The sequence below is a fragment of the Mucilaginibacter rivuli genome (assembly GCF_019391655.1).
Classification (GTDB): Bacteria; Bacteroidota; Bacteroidia; order Sphingobacteriales; family Sphingobacteriaceae; genus Mucilaginibacter; species Mucilaginibacter rivuli.
This window is the reverse complement of the sequence record NZ_JAHXPQ010000004.1, coordinates 331,942-348,137: the sequence shown is the minus strand read 5'-3', so window position 1 is coordinate 348,137 and position 16,196 is coordinate 331,942. Positions and strand designations below refer to the sequence as shown.

Genomic DNA, 16,196 nt, shown 5'->3' with positions numbered 1-16,196 from the left:
AAAGCGCTTCCGAGGTTTCCACAGCGATCCCTAACGCGGGGTTCGTTTTTAACCTACCCTTTTTGCAAATGCGGGCAATTTTTTGTACCTTGTATAGTTTGCAATAAACAGATTGATGCTAAAGGAACGGGAATGATCAAACTTTTTAAAAATCTTACTTTTACCCCCCCTTGAAGAAGATGCAAGATATTAGAATCAAGAGGCAAGATTAGAGAAGCATATATAAATCCTACTTTATCCCCCCTGCCAACGTTGGGTGTTTTAACAAATTGTTAACTGTGCTCATTTACAAATACTAAACTTATATTTGTTTTATAATGAAACTACGTGTACTTGTATTGATCTGCGCTTTGGCTGTTGCCATTACCATTTCGGTGGTTAATTTTTATTTCAGGCATAGCTGGTATGATGTTGCGGTTACTTTTTCGGCAACCATCGTTACCAGTTTTTTGTTCTTTTATTACGTGATAGAGAAATATATCGTAGCCAAGATCAAGATCATCTACAAACTGATACATAACCTTAAACTGGGTAAGGACCTGAAAGACGCTATTGGCGACCATGTAACGTCCGATCCGATAAACGATGTGGAAAAGGATGTGAAGGATTGGGCCCGCCAAAAGAAAACCGAGATTGAGGACCTGAAAAAGCAGGAGCAGTTTAGGCGCGATTTTTTATCGAATGTATCGCACGAGTTTAAAACACCCTTATTTGCCATACAAGGCTATATTGAGGCTTTGCAGGATGATATGGACGACCCGGTTATGGCGCGCCAGTTTTTAGATAAAGCCGCCCGGAATGTTGACCGCCTGAGTTACCTGGTAAAGGACCTTGATGAGATATCGAAACTGGAATCGGGCGAGATACCGATCAATTACACCAAATTCAAAATAACCGACCTGATCAAAGAGGTGATCGACTCATCGGAAATGAAAGCCAATCAGCATAAAATTAAGCTGGTATTTAAAGATAAGTACGACGATAATACCCAGGTGAATGCCGACAGGCAAAAAATACAGCAGGTATTGGTTAACCTGATAGACAACTCGTTTAAATATGGTAAGGAAGGCGGCACTACGGCCATCAGGCTGTATGACCTGCACGACCAGGTTTTGGTAGAGGTTACCGATGATGGTATTGGTATTGAAGAGAAGAACCTGCCGCGCCTGTTCGAGCGTTTCTTCCGTACCGATTCAAGCCGCTCGCGGCAAATTGGCGGCTCGGGTTTGGGGCTGGCCATTGTAAAGCATATTATTGAGAGCCACCAGCAAACAATAAACGTGCGCAGCACCGAGGGACTGGGTTCAACCTTTGGTTTTACATTACAAAAAGTAAGGCAGCCTTTCCCGGTGTTACCGGTGTTAAAAGGTTAACATTAATTTAACAACGGGGCATTAACTTTGCTTCACACACACATAAAACACTATGTCATTAAACAGCATCTTCCAATATTTTGTCCCGAAAGACAAAAAAGTATTTTTCCCGCTATTTGAGCAGGCTGCTACCAACGTGGTTGCCATGGCAAATAAATTGGTTGAAGCTGTTAACACGGTAAACCCAGAGGCGAGGGAAGAGATGTACGCGCAGATAGATAAGCTGGAGAATATTGGAGATGAGATAACCCACCAGATATACCTTGAGCTTAGCAAGAACTTTATTACTCCGTTTGACAGGGAAGATATTGCGCAACTGGCCAGCGCTATTGATGATGTTGCCGATTATATTAATGGTTCGGCAGGCCGGATGCTGCTTTACAAGGTTGATAATATAACCGATTCGATAAAGAAACTTTCGGATATGGTACTGGATGGCAGTATAGTGATGGAAAAGGCTATTAAAGAGCTGAGCGACATGAATAATGTGCGCAGCATTGCCGATTCATGTGTGCGTATCAACAGTATTGAAAACCAGGCCGACGATGTGTTTGACCGCGCTGTGGCTGACCTGTTCCTTTACGAAAAAGACGCTATTAAACTCATTAAATATAAAGAGGTGCTGGCTAACCTGGAAACCGCTACCGATAAGTGCGAAGATGTTGCCAATGTGTTGGAAACCATTTTGGTAAAAAACGCTTAAACCCGAAACCTATCTTTCGCCGTTCCACTCGCCGTAAAATTGATCGAGGTACTGTAGCATAAAATCATGCCGCTGTTGCGCGATGTGTTTGCCTGTGGCAGTATTCATTTTATCCTTCAGCAATAAAAGCTTTTCGTAAAAGTGATTGATGGTTGGGGCAGTGGTATTTTTGTACTCCTCTTTGCTCATGTTGAGGTTTGGAGGAATATCCGGATTATACAGCTCCCGGTTTTTAAAGCCGCCATAAGTAAAGGCCCGGGCAATACCAATGGCGCCAATAGCATCTAAACGGTCGGCATCCTGCACTACATCCATCTCTGCTGATTGGAATGACTTTGCATCAAACCCGGCCTTGAACGACATGTGGCGAATGATGTTTTGAATGTGTGTGATCACTTCGTCATCAACCGAAAGGGTCTTTAAAAAATCACCCGCGGTGCGCGGCCCTATTTCTTCATCACCATTGTGGAACTTGCTATCGGCAATATCATGCAACAGGGCGGCCAGTTCAACAACCAGCATATCTACCCGTTCGGTTTTGCCTATCAGTTTTGCATTGTTCCACACTCGGTTAATGTGCCACCAGTCATGCCCGGCCTCTGCACCTTGTAATGTGGTGCGGACGTAATTTGCCGTTTGGGATATGAGGTGCGGGTTGTTCAATGTAGGGTAAGTTTAGTAGTTGATAATTACAGTTGGCAACAAAGTAGCGGCATTAAGCGGAACTTGGTCGGCAGCTACAATAGGCTTTTTGCTTTGGGCAAAATCCAACACCGCCTTTAGAGCAGCCGGTTTGGGTGTTGCACCGGGTTTGTAATTGATAGAAAAAGGGATGATGAAATCGTAAAACTTATGGTCTACGGGAATCACCCATTTGCCGCTCGTTCTTTTTAAAGCATCTATCACCGGTTCGGTAAGTACAATGTCATCGGCATAATAAACTACCATTTTGCTCAGGTTGCCTTTGGCATCGGCCGTGAATTTGAATATCACCATACCTGATGCTTTGGCTTTTTGGATGGACGGCGTTACCTGCAGGCTATCCCGAAAGAAAACCTTCATGGCAGCATTGCCACCTTTAAACGGTGCAGGCAACTCGTTAGCCATGGGTATCATTTGAGCCATAGCAGCACCTGAGATGAGTATGGCAGTAAACAGGACGAGTAGTTTTTTCATGCTTATTCTGGTTTAGGCTCGCGCTTGCTGCCGTCGTACAATTCGTACTCGAACAGGCGGCAATCAAGCTTACCGTTATAAAATTCAATTTTGCGCGAAGCCTTCAGCCCTATCTTTTTTGCCAGATCGGGGTTGCCTGTAAATACATAACCTTTATAACCTTTGCAATTGGTTTTCATAAAATCGCCAACACGTTTGTAGGTCATTTCGAGCTTGGTATGAACGCCCAAACGCTCGCCATACTCGGGGTTGAACATTACTACTCCCGGTCCTTCTGGTACTTCGGTCTCCGCAAAATCACAAACAGCAAAGTCGATCAAATGTTCTACACCTGCCGTTTTAGCGTTTTTACGCGATATATCAACAGCATCTTCAGAAAGGTCGGTAGCGATGATACGGAAGCCAAGTTCTTTGATTGATTTGTCTTTGAGGGCACGGCGCTCAGTAAAGAAAATCTGCTCATCGTAACCCATGATATGCATAAAGGCATAGTTCATGCGGAACAGGCCGGGTGTTTTATCCGTCGCGATAAGCGCTGCTTCTATAGCCAATGTTCCCGAACCGCACATGGGGTTAACGAAGGGGCTTTTTTTATCCCATCCGGTAGCTATAATGGTCGATGCCGCGAGCGCCTCCAACATAGGTGCCTTACCGGGGATTTTACGATAGCCGTGTTTGGCCAGAGTTTCGCCCGAGGTGTCGAGGAATATTTCAGCCTCGTCATCCTGCCAGTATAGGTGTACTACGGTTTTGTTTTGGTCGGGGCCAGAGTTTGGGCGGATGCCTTTAACCTGTTTGATACGGTCAACAATGGCGTCCTTTACCTTCACATTTGCGAAAAGCGGGGTGAGGATATGCTCGTTATTCACATTGCTGGTTACGGTAAAGTAGCCTGCAAAATCAATGAGCTTTTCCCATTCTATCTGTACCAGGTTATCATACAGTTCTTTCGGGTCGGCGGCTTTAAAGCTGCCTAAAGAGTACAATATCTGGCTTGCGCAACGCAGGTTAAGGTTTAAGGGGATACAATCGTTTACGGTGCCAAACAGCTCAATGCCGGTTTGGAAGGTTCGTTTGATATCAAAGCCCAGCGCTTCAACTTCATCAGCTAAATAAGATGATAACCTTTTGTTACAGGTTAGGATGATTTTACTTTCGGTGTGGAAAACTTGCATATAATTGTGCGAATTTAAGGATTAAAAACTGCCGATTTTATTTTCTAACTCTTAACTTTACTTTTTAATTTTTTAGACACATGGAGATCAAAGGTAAAATACACGAAATAACACCAACCGCGCAGGTTACAGAATCATTGAAGAAGAGAGAAATGATTTTGGAATATATAGAGAACCCTCAATACCCTGAGTACCTGAAGTTTGAAGCCATACAAGACCGTTGCGCTATTTTAGACAACGTTAAGGTTGGCGATGATGTGGAAGTTTTCTTTAACCTGAGAGGCCGCCCCTGGACAGATAAAACCGGTAAAAAATCATATTTTAACTCGATGGCATTATGGAAAATTAATGTATTGAGTGGTGGCAGCGCAGCTGCGGCACCCGAGTATGCAGCACCAGCAAACCTGAGCGCAGCGCCGGGCGAGGATGATGATTTGCCGTTTTAAGGAGTAATCATTACGACATGAAAAGGGCGATGAGTATTAAATTCATCGCCCTTTTTTTGCCCAAATTGTCATTTCGAAACGAGGCACGAGTGAGAAATCTTCGCTAAGCGAGCGTAGCGCTAATGTATAGTTCGGACTACATAATTCGTGAAGGCCTCTCCCGTTGGTCGAAATGGCATGGTTTGTTATCTGCTCTTACTTCAATTTTTCTAAAGCTAATTTTATCCTTGGCACCATAGCGGCAATTTCTTCCGTTGTACAAGCCCCAACCGAAGCGCGGAACCAGTTCAAACTTTCGGCTGTGCCAAAAGCGGAGAAAGGCACTAAGGCGCAACCTGCTTCTTTTATCAGGTAAAAGTTCACATCGGCAGAGTCTTTTATAAGGTCACCATCAGGTGTGGTTTTTCCGGTGTAATCAATTTTTACGGTGAGGTATATAGCACCCATAGGTTCTATCGCGTCAACGTTAAAGCCTCCGGCTTTAAGTTCAACAAAGCCTTGATATAATGTTTGTAAGCTCGATTGAATACGTTCTTTTAATGAGTCCAGAAAGCGGGATACACTGCTGCTGTCTTTTAAATAAGCGGCCATTGCCACCTGCTCCGCCTTTGGCGACCAGGCACCCATGTGGCCAACAATGGCTTTCATGTTATTGATAATATCGGCCGGGCCAAAACCCCAACCAACGCGCACTCCCGTAGCCGCAAAACATTTCGATCCACCATCAACAAATACAGTGTAGTCTTTCAATTCAGGGCGCAGGTTAACCGGGTCAACATGTTTATGGTTTCCAAAGGTTAATTGCGAATAGATCTGATCGTATAATATATACAGCGGTTTTTCACCTGCTTTTCGGGTTTTGTTTTCGGCTATCACCAGGTCGCATATTTCCTCAAGGTTTTGCTTGGAGAACATAGTTCCTGTAGGGTTTAACGGCGAGCATAAGGCCAGCAACGTAGCTCCTTTTAAATGCGGACGCAGTTCATCTGCTGTAGGCATAAAGTTATTTTCGGGTTGGGTATCTACCATTACTCCATTTGCTTTCAGCAGGTCGCAGTAGTGGTTGTTATTCCATGATGGTGCGGGGAAAACCACGGTATCACCCGGATCAACAAGTGCTAAGTAGATAGAATAGATCAGCGGCCTTGAGCCGCCCGAAATTAATATTTGGTTGGCTTTATAATCCAGATCGCAACGCTCTTTAATAAACGCCGATACACTTTCGCGTAAAGCTAAAACGCCATCAGCTGGTGGGTAATTGGTTTGGTTATGATCGTAAGCATCAATAATACCGGCTTTCAGTTCGGTAGGGATGGGGTAAATATTCGAATCAAAATCGCCTATGGTAAGGTTGGCAATATTTTGTCCCTGGCGTTTAAGCTCGTTTATCTCGCCGGCTATCTTAATAATTTCAGATCCGCGAAGATTTTGAGCCAGTAATGATGCAGTCATGCTTATTGGTATTTTAGATAGGCAAATATAAAGGTTTTAGCCGAACTGCATGATATGCATATAATGGGTTATACTAACGGAGCAAATGCATTCAATTGTTAAACTATGTTAAAATATGGTTAAACAAGCTTGTAAAATGTTAAAAACCAACTATTGATATAGTTTGGCTGTAACACATTGATTAAGTTTACATCAGATTAAAAAAAGAACACTGACCTAACAAAGCTTATCACTAATTAACAAATTGATTTAGACATGAAAAAACAACTACTCACCTTATTAATGCTTGTGCTTACTATACTCACAGTTAGCGCGCAAAAGCCGGATTCGGCGCAAGCAATGGTTCACTATAAGTTTACACACTTGCGTGATACTACCGACAAAACAAAACCCTATACAGAAAACATGATACTGTTTATTGGCCAGAATGCAAGCGCTTATAAAAGTTACGACCTCAAATTACAGAACGACCTGATAAAAAAACAGATACAAGAGCAAATGGCAGCGGCCAGCAGCGGCGGACCAATGAACATTAATATTAAAGGAGGCGGTCCGCGCGGTGGTACCAGAACCGAGTTTTACCAGTTTCCGAACGAGAATAAGTTAGTGAGGAAAGAACAACTGATCACTCCTTATTTAATAGAAGAAGCTTTGCCGGTTATTAAATGGAAGATAAGCAGCGATACCGGCACAATTAATAACCTGCATTGCCAAAAAGCAACCGCGCATTTTAAAGGACGTGATTATACCGCGTGGTTTTGTCCGGATCTGCCTTACCATAGCGGCCCGTGGAAGCTAAACGGTTTACCCGGCTTAATTGTGGAAGCGCACGATACTAAAAACGAAGTGATATTTAAGTTTGACGGTATTGAGCAGGTGGTAAAAAGCAACGCACCTAAAGAAGCACCTGTAGCACAGGCAACGGGCGGTATGCGTATCATGACCTTTGGTATGGATGGGAACGATGACCCAACCCTTATAGCTGTACCTGCGAACGGTGTTAAAACCACCGAGAAAGAATTTGCCAACCTTCAGGATGCTATGCGTAAAGATCCGCAGGCCTTCGCGCAATCGGCAATGGCCGGTTCGGGTATGGTAATGAGGCCCGGAGCAGGTGGCGACGGCATGAAAATGAATATCGTTGCAGGCCCGCCAACTGCTATAAACAATCCTCTGGAACTTCCTGAAAAGAAATGAGAGCGCACATAAAGATAGTGCTATGCTGGCTATTGGTTGTAGTCTCGGCAGGCAGTTTCGCGCAAACCATTAAGGGTACTGTTACCGATAGTTTAGGTAAACCGCTTTCTCTGGTGAATGTTACTTTAAAAGGGAGCGGGAATGTGATCATTGCGTTTACGAGCACCAAACCAACCGGTGTTTATACTTTGGAAATACCCGATGATGCACCAAAAAACGGTTTAACCTTAGAGGTAAGCTGTGTTGGATTCAAAAAAGAAAGCAAGGCGGTTAACGATCCGGCGGCTCCAATTAATTTTAAATTATCCGCGACAAGCAAAAAGCTGAACGAGGTAACCATAAAAAACAGCCGTCCGCATATCAGAACCGCAGGCGATACCACGAGCTATAAGGTAAGTGATTTTTCCACCCCACAGGATCGTGTGATAGGTGATGTGATTAAGAAACTGCCCGGAATTACGGTTGCCGATGATGGTAAGATAAGTTATAACGGCAAAGGGGTATCAACCGTTTATATGGGTGGCGATAATTTGCTGGATGATAAGTATAACGTAGCTACCAACAGCATCCCCAATAAATCGGTTGATCAGGTACAGGTATTGGAGAATAATCAGCCTATAAAAGCCCTGCAAGGCAAAGTGGTAAGCGATGATGTGGCTCTTAACCTTACCTTTAAACCCGATGCTAAAGTAAAAATAGTTGGCCAGGAAATGTTGGGCGGTGGCTTACCCGGAAGGTACGAGGAAGACCTGAATGCTATGGCCTTTAAAGACCGGTACAAAGCCATCAATAACGTAAAAGGTAATAATACCGGTGTTGATCTGGCTAATGATGTGATATCGCATAACCTGGGCGATTATTTGGGCAGGCTGGATAATGATAAGCCAACCACGGTATTATCCTTAGGTACAGCCGGCGACCCTGATTTGCCAAGGAGTCGTTATTTATTCAATCAATCCGGTATGATCAATTTGAATAACCTGGTGAATTTGACCAAAGAGATACAGGTAAAGGCCAATATGTATTACCTGCATGATACCCAGACGCAGAATTATAGTAAATACTCAAAATTAACACTAAACGGTAGCGATATTGTATATACCGAGCAGCAGCAAAACCGCCGCCAACCGGATATTTTGCATGGGCAGTTTACGCTAAATGTTAACAAAGCAAAATACTATTTAAACAATACGCTGCTGGTTGATTATAACCACAATACTAATTATAGCGACCTGTATACCAACGGCGTGTATGCCGGGCAAACGTTTAAAGACAATGCTTTTGATCTTTCGAACGAGTTTAGGCTGATCAATACCACAAAAGGTAATAAAATCTACGAGCTGTACTCGTACATTGATCGCATTGGCGAACCGGAGAACCGGGCTATTACACCTGGAATTAACCAGGCGGATTATAATGGAGGCAACCCTTACGCGCAATTGGTGCAAGGAATAAATATCCCCACATGGTTTACCAATAACTACGTATCATACAAAATACCAATGGATGCAGTTACTCAGAGCTATAAGCTTGGCGCGAGTTTACAATCGCAACAGGTACAGTCGGATTTGAACGTGGTGCAAAATAACGGGGCGATAAATCGCATAAGCAACGATTTTAATAGCCTGAATTGGACTAAAAGCAAATTATATGGAGAGGCTGCTTTCGATTTTCCCGGCAAGGTATTGAAACTAAACATTACACTGCCTTTTGTTTTACAGCAGATAGACTATAAAGACAGCAACTTCGCGTTAGACCAATCGCTTACCCGTTTTTATTTAAACCCTAAACTGAACGGTAGTTACCAGGTAAGCGTAGAGAATAAACTATCATTTGGCTATGGTTATACTAACCGGATAGGTAGCATACAAGATGTTTACCGTGGTTATGTGTTGAAAAACTACCGAAGCCTGTACGCCAACAGCGCCGACCTGACCGAAAGCCAAACGCAAAACGTTAGCATTGGTTTTAATTACCGCAAAGCAATCACCTTATTCTTTTTCGGGATAAACGCAGCTTATATTCATACGGCAGCCAACAATATCTCGTCCAGTGTGGTAACGGCAACGCAAACAAGCCGGGTGGTTGTTCCGTTGGCTAATACTTTTAACGTTTACCAGTTAGGCGCCAGCACCAGTAAATATTTGTTTGATATACGCAGTACAGTTAGCGCGGGTATCAGTTGGCAATCGGTTAACTCAAACCAGTTGCTTAACGCTACGCTGTATCCATTTAATACCATTGCTACTACATATAACGCAGGTATTGATACCAAGGTGAGCAGCAAGATCAATTTTAGTTATAAGGCTTATTATACCGAGACGACCAGTAAATCGTCGGCTATATCTACCACAACATCCATACAACAGTTACAGCAAACCGGCTCCATCAATTATGCTCCCGTTACCGACCTTAACTTCAGGCTTTCGGGAGATAACTATTATACCCACCAGGCCCCGGGTACCGACCTGAAATACACCTTCGCTGATTTTGCAATAAAGTATAAGTTCAACAAAATAAAAACCGATGTGGAGCTGAGCGCGGTAAACCTGTTTGATACCAAAACATATAGTGCATTGTACCTGTCGGCAAATAACTTTACAAGCAATACCTATACTATACCCGGGCGATATATTTTGATGAAGTTGTTTTTTAATATATAATCAGGATCAAAAGTTAAGGACCCGATGTCTGGAAAGTATTAAGCTGCAAAGTCAAAAAAGGCTTTGCAGCTTGTTTATTATATGCGGTTTATGCTGGTCGTTGGGCATGGTAAATAAAATCGATACCACCTTGGCGACGATGGAATCCGATACCACCACTAAAACTTGGCGCTACATTGTATCCACCAGCCCTTGCCAACGCTGTAATTCCGGGCAGTGCTGCAGGTGGAATGTCAATTGCTCCCCTAACATCTCCAGGCGCTGCAGATCCCCACCATGCGCCCCGGTTTCTAAGGGTACCATCCCAGGCTGTGAATTGTGCTTGTATGTTGGCCCAAACCAAGGCTACCGTTGGATTAACAGCGGGTGCTCTAATATCATCGCGCCTGTCTTCCAAACTTTCATAAGCAAGCTGAACTTCCCTAAAAGAAGCCAAAGTAACCGCAAAATCAATTGGATTAGCTTTTATCAGGCCTTTAAAGTTATCGTATGCTGTTTCATATCGTTTAAAACGAGGGAACCACGCTCTGCTCTCTACGGCTGTTGCCGGGGCCATACGCTCTTCGTAAGCTACAAAATATAAATCCATCAGGCGTTCCATCATCTCTGCGCTACCCAAGTAGCGTTTGGCAAGCCTGGTTTGATCGGCGGGACTTTGGCGTGTAATGTATTCTTCATCAAAACCCGCCGGGTCGGCTAATACAAATTGCATTGCCGCCTCGTAAGATGCAGGTTGTAATTGGGTAGTGTTTATGCTTTGTCCGGCACTAATATTTTTTGCTTTTTCCCCCATTACATCGGCCTCGGTTTCAAGTGCCGGGTCATTATTTACAGGTGCCCCTTTCATTTGCATTGTAGGTTTAACCCTCCCCTGGGCCTGTTGCACAACATGCCATGCTTCATGTGGTAAATGCTTTTCCTGGCCCGATGCAACGTGAATATCGCTGCCTTGCGCAAATGCGTGAGCTTGGAGTTGGGTGGGTTTGGCCGAGTTGTAGTGTACCTTAACATGGTCCATATTCATCCCCGAAAGGGACTCGATCTCTGTTTTAAGCTGATCGGGTAAACCTGTTTTGTTTGGTTTTTCTTCTGCCTTTTGTATGGGTGCAGGTTTGCCTTGCGGGGACTTTTCATCTGCTATACGTTGGGCTGTAGCAAATTTACCTTGCACAGGTTCTTCATCTGCATTTTCTTTACGCTGAGTTATCTCACTCGCCATCGGATGACTATCCCTTGGCCTGTCATCTGCCATTTGCTGATAATCTCTTAGCTGTTTAACCTGCGGGCTGTTCATAATAGCCTGCTGTTGCAGTTTGGCCTGCGTGGTTACAGGTCTGCTTTTGGGCGTATACCCTGCCTGCTGCACTACATTTGCATTGTCGCTATTTTTAGGTTTGTTATGATAAGTTTTCATACTGCTTTAGGTTAGCATTAGTACATAACAGGAAATATTGACAATAATAGTGTTTTATACTAAACTTAGTACAAGCATAAGCCGTTATGTGTTTAAATATCAGAAAACTTTCTTTGAATATATAATTATATAAATTATATATATGTTTATTTGATACCCTTTAGTTTTTTTTGCACTGATAGCATCTTCACGGCATATCGTTTACCTAAAATGTCAGCAGACGCGCCATCAAAATGAGTGGTATCACCTTTGTGTACCAGGCCCTCAGAGCTAACAACCGCTGTGTAGGCTACAGAATCGGGTAGTTTTGCCAGTTGTGTATTAATATTGGCATATACAGGCCTATATCTGCCCAACTCGCCGGCAATAAAAGGCAGTGTGGGGTTGCCCACAAGGGTTCGTACACGGGTAATCAGTTCGTTTAGTTTAGCAATGTATTGTTTTGACCTTTGGCCGCCGCTGTTCGATTCGCCCTGATGCCATATTACACCTGCTATTACACCATATTGCATGGCTGCTTTTATCCGCAAAACGGCATCGTCATAAGGGTGTGTGTTGGTAGGTGCATGGAAAGCACCCGGTAACCATTGTTCAATAGATGTGCCACCAACCGCGCAGGGGATCAATCCTATTTTTATCTCCGGGTCCGCTTCAGCCATTGCAACGCCAAAAGCGAGGCCGGGGCCAGCGGCTGCGGCCCGGGGTTTATCAAAATGTACAGGGTGCTTTGCGGGCACAAACTGAAAATCTTTATTGAGCATGAAAACGCGGGAATTACCCTCATTCTCCATTTCGGCCGTTATGGGCCCACGGCCTGCCATGTTAGATTGTCCCATTAAAATGTATAATTGAAATTTAGGGTCGGGCTGCTGAGCAAGTGCGCATGCAGTAAAAAGTGAACATAAAAGAATAGTAGTAAGCGTTTTTTTAGGCATGGCTTATATTTAGGCAGGTAAGTATGGCGAACTTTAAGTCGAAATAAATCGCTCTTTTTTTGAAAGACTAATTATGTGCGTTATGGTTTAAGCCGACAAGTTAAACTTTTTATTTCTCCCACTTTGGAGGTCGGGGGGCTTTTATATATTTGCCTTATGGCAGATGAAAAAATAATCTTCTCGATGGCGGGTGTAAATAAAATTTACCCCCCACAAAAACAGGTTTTAAAAAATATATATCTCAGCTTTTTTTACGGCGCTAAAATTGGCGTTATCGGTTTAAACGGCTCGGGTAAATCATCGGTATTGAAAATCATCGCCGGGCTGGATAAATCCTACCAGGGCGAGGTTGTTTTTTCGCCGGGATATACCGTTGGCTATTTGGCGCAGGAACCGGATCTGGATCCCGACAAAACCGTGCGTGAGGTAGTTGAAGAAGGTGTATCCGAAGTAACCGCCATCCTGAAAGAATACGAAGAGATCAACGAAAAGTTTGGCCTCCCTGAATATTACGAGGATGGCGATGCCATGGATAAGCTAATGGCCCGCCAGGGCGAACTGCAAGATCAGATAGACGCTGTAAATGCATGGGAACTGGATACCAAACTGGAGCGTGCTATGGATGCCTTGCGTTGCCCCGAGCCTGATGCTAAAATATCGGTCCTATCAGGAGGTGAGCGCCGCCGTGTGGCTTTATGCCGTTTGTTATTGAAAGAACCGGATGTATTATTACTGGATGAGCCTACCAACCACTTAGATGCAGAATCTATCGATTGGCTGGAGCAGCACTTAAAACAATATAAAGGAACAGTTATCGCGGTAACGCACGACAGGTATTTCCTGGATAACGTTGCCGGATGGATATTGGAACTTGACCGTGGCGAGGGTATCCCATGGAAAGGTAATTACTCCTCATGGCTTGATCAGAAAGCTAAACGTTTGGCACAGGAAGAGAAAACTGAAAGCAAGCGCCAAAAAACTTTGGAGCGCGAGCTGGAGTGGGTGCGCATGGCGCCAAAGGCCCGCCAGGCAAAAGGCAAGGCACGTTTATCAAACTATGAAAAACTGGCTGCCGAAGATGGTAAGGAAAGAGAAGACAAGTTGGAGCTTTTCATTCCGCCCGGCCCGCGTTTGGGTAATGTGGTAATTGAGGCTACCAATGTATCTAAAGCCTATGGCGAGAAAGTATTATTCGATAACCTGAGCTTCTCATTACCGCCTGCGGGTATAGTAGGTATTATTGGTCCGAATGGTGCAGGTAAAACTACGCTGTTCCGCTTAATAACCGGGCAGGAAACACCGGATGCAGGTACCTTCCGTGTTGGCGAAACAGTAGCTTTAGGTTATGTAGATCAAAACCATAACGACCTTGAACCCGAAAAATCAGTATGGGAAAACATTACAGGTGGTAACGAAAACATTTTGTTAGGTAACCGCCCGTTAAACTCAAGGGCATATGTATCCAAGTTTAACTTTAATGGTGCCGATCAGCAAAAGAAAGTTAGCGTACTTTCGGGTGGTGAGCGTAACCGTGTTCACCTTGCCATCACACTAAAAAAAGGCTCGAACGTTTTATTACTTGATGAGCCTACAAATGATATCGACGTAAATACACTGCGTGCTTTAGAAGAAGCTTTGGAAAATTTTGCAGGCTGCGCCGTAGTTATCAGTCACGACAGGTGGTTTTTGGACAGGATCTGTACACATATTTTAGCCTTTGAGGGCGATTCGCAGGTTTACTTCTTCGAAGGTAATTACTCAGATTACGAAGAGAACCGCAAAAAGCGCCTGGGCGATATCGCACCAAAACGTATCAGGTATAAAAAGCTGGCGGGGTAATTAATAAAAAAGTCATGCCGTCCCAACGATCGTCGTTGGGACGGCATGACATATAGATAAAAACCCCTTTTACTTAACCCCAAAAGGAGTTACCAAAGGCAATATTTGGTTATAAGTTAAAGGCTCATCAAAAGCTTCGGTAACTATGCTACTGCTAAATTTAGCACCGGTTAAGGGGTTTGTTAAAGTAGTCAGATCAATGCCGGCTTGTATCAGGTTGTCTTCTCCTGCAAAGTTTGCATTTATAGCGGTGCTACCTGTATCATTAGCTCCCGTGATCCACGATTTTGGTAATGCGGTGCCATTAATTTTCCTACGGATGGTACGGATATGCGCTGCATGGCGTGCCTCAACCGAGTGTATGTTTAACGCTGCTGTTAGTACTATCTGGTTGCCAATAATATTGGGCGCCTGGCCTTTATAAGCACGAACGCCGGTATCCTCAAATGCGTTGGCCACTACCAAAAATGTGTTATAATCTTTAGTTACAAAATAATTTGGTAATGTGTTGCCGGCTGTCCAATCATACACCCCGGCTGTGCCCTGACTGGTTTGTGCAACAGCGTTAGCTCCTAATACACCTTTTAAAAAGGTAACGTGAGCATTTTCATGTGCTGCAATGGTTTGAAAAGCTGCCAAATCTGCTGCCGGTATTAAGCCGGGAGTGTTCAAAGCGGTATTGTAAAACGCTGCTTCAAGGTATTCTAATTTTAAGGCGAAGTTTAATGTGCCTGTTACATCGCCAACGGTTGTTTGGCCGTAAGCTTTGTTAAATAATGAGCCCAAAGCAAATGGTAAAGCGGCAAGCGCTACTTTCGAACCATAGCTGGTCAAGCTTTTTATGGCATCCCTGCGCGGACTGAACCTGTCATTCAATTCAGGATCAACTTTTTCTAATTCTTCTATTATGCTGAAAATATTCATGATGGTTAGTTTTAAGGTAATTGATTTGCTGAAATTGATGTATTCAGGTATACAGCCACAATTGGCAGCACTTCTGATGGCTTGCGCGACAAGTCGAGCGCGGTAGTATTATTAACCACTGTCGAATCGGCAAAGCTGTTATAGCTGATCAGGTCGCGAATAAAAGCCGCATGTCGGGCCTCAACAGAAACAATTTTACCTGCAAGCGTTAAGTATGTCGGATTGGTTAATAAATAACCGGCGCCATTGTATGCAGATACACCTGTATCTTCAAAAGCTTTGGCAGCCCCGGTTACGCTTGCCCTGTCAGCAAAATTGATGGAACTGAAATTAACTGAAAGTGCGGGAATAGCACTTGTACCTAATGCGGCTTTGAAAAGCTCCCTGTGTAAAATCTCATGATCGCGTATCTCGGTAAAGGCAGTTAGTTCTGCAGATGTAATTCCGGTAAAAGGAGTAGCTACTACTTGCGTATAAAAGGCAGCTTCCAATTGCTCTAAAGCATAAGCGTAATTTAAAACGCCGATGTCGCCGCTGCCAACATCTATTGTAGCAGAAACATCGTCGTTATGTTTTTTACATGATGCCGCAGCAAGCAAGCCAATTCCGGCAGCACCCGCGCCCGCATAACGTAAAAACGACCTCCTTTGCATCCTTACATCTAATGTGCTTTTATCCTCGATGAGCACATCATCGTTTTGTAAATCTTCCATAAGTTTTTAATTTATTTAGCTAGTTTATTTCCAGTACGTACGCTTGTAAATATCATTTAGTTTTCATTTTAGTTAATAAATATTTATTTTTAATTAATAAAACTGTATTCAAGGAAAGTCCGTATGTAATGCTTCTTAATACTGGATTACTCCATCTTCCGCTGTATAAAAATTATTTTTTCCGGA

Annotated in this window: 14 protein-coding genes; 6 read left to right on the top strand and 8 right to left on the bottom strand. The window is 43.7% G+C overall.

Features of this window, described 5'->3' with window-relative positions; translation table 11 throughout:
- Positions 1 to 317: 317 nt before the first annotated feature.
- Positions 318 to 1,373 (top strand): sensor histidine kinase, encoded by a 1,056-nt coding sequence (locus tag KXQ82_RS11420; protein WP_219488508.1) that lies wholly within the window; start codon positions 318 to 320, stop codon positions 1,371 to 1,373.
- Between the two features lie 52 nt (positions 1,374 to 1,425).
- Positions 1,426 to 2,076, top strand: coding sequence for a DUF47 domain-containing protein (locus KXQ82_RS11415; protein WP_219488507.1), 651 nt, complete (start codon positions 1,426 to 1,428; stop codon positions 2,074 to 2,076).
- 9 nt (positions 2,077 to 2,085) lie between these two features.
- Here KXQ82_RS11415 and KXQ82_RS11410 read toward each other — a convergent pair whose 3' ends face one another.
- Genes KXQ82_RS11410 through KXQ82_RS11400 form a run of 3 tightly spaced genes read right to left on the bottom strand, consistent with a single transcriptional unit; the run spans position 2,086 to position 4,427 of the window.
- Positions 2,086 to 2,739: an HD domain-containing protein gene (locus KXQ82_RS11410; RefSeq protein WP_219488506.1), complete on the bottom strand. Its 654-nt coding sequence runs from the start codon at positions 2,737 to 2,739 to the stop codon at positions 2,086 to 2,088.
- Between the two features lie 12 nt (positions 2,740 to 2,751).
- The gene (locus KXQ82_RS11405) at positions 2,752 to 3,252 is read right to left on the bottom strand and encodes a hypothetical protein (RefSeq protein WP_219488505.1); all 501 of its coding nucleotides are present in this window, start codon (positions 3,250 to 3,252) and stop codon (positions 2,752 to 2,754) included.
- Positions 3,253 to 3,254: 2 nt separating this feature from the next.
- Positions 3,255 to 4,427 carry a THUMP domain-containing class I SAM-dependent RNA methyltransferase gene (locus tag KXQ82_RS11400; RefSeq protein WP_219488504.1) on the bottom strand — a complete coding sequence of 391 codons (1,173 nt, stop codon included), beginning with the start codon at positions 4,425 to 4,427 and terminating at the stop codon, positions 3,255 to 3,257.
- Positions 4,428 to 4,507: 80 nt separating this feature from the next.
- Between KXQ82_RS11400 and KXQ82_RS11395 the strand changes: the two genes are divergently transcribed.
- Positions 4,508 to 4,873 (top strand): DUF3127 domain-containing protein, encoded by a 366-nt coding sequence (locus KXQ82_RS11395; protein WP_219488503.1) that lies wholly within the window; start codon positions 4,508 to 4,510, stop codon positions 4,871 to 4,873.
- A gap of 195 nt (positions 4,874 to 5,068) precedes the next feature.
- Here KXQ82_RS11395 and KXQ82_RS11390 read toward each other — a convergent pair whose 3' ends face one another.
- Positions 5,069 to 6,325, bottom strand: a complete 1,257-nt coding sequence (locus KXQ82_RS11390) for a pyridoxal phosphate-dependent aminotransferase (RefSeq protein ID WP_219488502.1) — start codon at positions 6,323 to 6,325, stop codon at positions 5,069 to 5,071.
- A 255-nt stretch (positions 6,326 to 6,580) separates the two neighbouring features.
- Between KXQ82_RS11390 and KXQ82_RS11385 the strand changes: the two genes are divergently transcribed.
- On the top strand, positions 6,581 to 7,522 hold the full coding sequence (locus KXQ82_RS11385) for a GLPGLI family protein (RefSeq protein ID WP_219488501.1): 942 nt from the start codon (positions 6,581 to 6,583) through the stop codon (positions 7,520 to 7,522).
- A complete protein-coding gene (locus tag KXQ82_RS11380) occupies positions 7,519 to 10,185 on the top strand; it encodes a TonB-dependent receptor (protein WP_219488500.1) in 2,667 nt (888 codons plus the stop codon). Before KXQ82_RS11385 ends, KXQ82_RS11380 begins: the two co-directional genes overlap by 4 nt.
- 88 nt (positions 10,186 to 10,273) lie before the next feature.
- On the opposite strand, the gene KXQ82_RS11375 is transcribed toward KXQ82_RS11380, so the two are convergent.
- Entirely contained in the window at positions 10,274 to 11,599 is a 1,326-nt protein-coding gene (locus KXQ82_RS11375; protein ID WP_219488499.1) for an eCIS core domain-containing protein, read from the bottom strand.
- A gap of 146 nt (positions 11,600 to 11,745) precedes the next feature.
- The gene (locus KXQ82_RS11370; RefSeq protein WP_255563628.1) at positions 11,746 to 12,534 is read right to left on the bottom strand and encodes a sialate O-acetylesterase; all 789 of its coding nucleotides are present in this window, start codon (positions 12,532 to 12,534) and stop codon (positions 11,746 to 11,748) included.
- A 156-nt stretch (positions 12,535 to 12,690) separates the two neighbouring features.
- On the opposite strand from KXQ82_RS11370, the gene ettA reads away from it, so the two are divergent.
- On the top strand, positions 12,691 to 14,373 hold the full coding sequence (gene ettA / locus KXQ82_RS11365; RefSeq protein ID WP_219488497.1) for an energy-dependent translational throttle protein EttA: 1,683 nt from the start codon (positions 12,691 to 12,693) through the stop codon (positions 14,371 to 14,373).
- A 69-nt stretch (positions 14,374 to 14,442) separates the two neighbouring features.
- Here ettA and KXQ82_RS11360 read toward each other — a convergent pair whose 3' ends face one another.
- Both KXQ82_RS11360 and KXQ82_RS11355 read right to left on the bottom strand, forming a co-directional pair.
- Positions 14,443 to 15,297: a ferritin-like domain-containing protein gene (locus KXQ82_RS11360; protein ID WP_219488496.1), complete on the bottom strand. Its 855-nt coding sequence runs from the start codon at positions 15,295 to 15,297 to the stop codon at positions 14,443 to 14,445.
- An 11-nt stretch (positions 15,298 to 15,308) separates the two neighbouring features.
- Entirely contained in the window at positions 15,309 to 16,010 is a 702-nt protein-coding gene (locus KXQ82_RS11355) for a ferritin-like domain-containing protein (protein WP_219488495.1), read from the bottom strand.
- Positions 16,011 to 16,196 lie beyond the last annotated feature (186 nt).

What these genes read in the sequence shown, in the direction of transcription:
- KXQ82_RS11420 (WP_219488508.1), top strand. Translation starts at nt 318, where the DNA reads ATGAAACTACGTGTACTTGTATTGATCTGCGCTTTGGCTGTTGCCATT.
- KXQ82_RS11415 (WP_219488507.1), top strand. Translation starts at nt 1,426, where the DNA reads ATGTCATTAAACAGCATCTTCCAATATTTTGTCCCGAAAGACAAAAAA.
- KXQ82_RS11405 (WP_219488505.1), bottom strand. Translation starts at nt 3,252, where the DNA reads ATGAAAAAACTACTCGTCCTGTTTACTGCCATACTCATCTCAGGTGCT.
- KXQ82_RS11400 (WP_219488504.1), bottom strand. Translation starts at nt 4,427, where the DNA reads ATGCAAGTTTTCCACACCGAAAGTAAAATCATCCTAACCTGTAACAAA.
- KXQ82_RS11395 (WP_219488503.1), top strand. Translation starts at nt 4,508, where the DNA reads ATGGAGATCAAAGGTAAAATACACGAAATAACACCAACCGCGCAGGTT.
- KXQ82_RS11390 (WP_219488502.1), bottom strand. Translation starts at nt 6,325, where the DNA reads ATGACTGCATCATTACTGGCTCAAAATCTTCGCGGATCTGAAATTATT.
- KXQ82_RS11385 (WP_219488501.1), top strand. Translation starts at nt 6,581, where the DNA reads ATGAAAAAACAACTACTCACCTTATTAATGCTTGTGCTTACTATACTC.
- KXQ82_RS11380 (WP_219488500.1), top strand. Translation starts at nt 7,519, where the DNA reads ATGAGAGCGCACATAAAGATAGTGCTATGCTGGCTATTGGTTGTAGTC.
- KXQ82_RS11375 (WP_219488499.1), bottom strand. Translation starts at nt 11,599, where the DNA reads ATGAAAACTTATCATAACAAACCTAAAAATAGCGACAATGCAAATGTA.
- KXQ82_RS11370 (WP_255563628.1), bottom strand. Translation starts at nt 12,534, where the DNA reads ATGCCTAAAAAAACGCTTACTACTATTCTTTTATGTTCACTTTTTACT.
- ettA (WP_219488497.1), top strand. Translation starts at nt 12,691, where the DNA reads ATGGCAGATGAAAAAATAATCTTCTCGATGGCGGGTGTAAATAAAATT.
- KXQ82_RS11360 (WP_219488496.1), bottom strand. Translation starts at nt 15,297, where the DNA reads ATGAATATTTTCAGCATAATAGAAGAATTAGAAAAAGTTGATCCTGAA.
- KXQ82_RS11355 (WP_219488495.1), bottom strand. Translation starts at nt 16,010, where the DNA reads ATGGAAGATTTACAAAACGATGATGTGCTCATCGAGGATAAAAGCACA.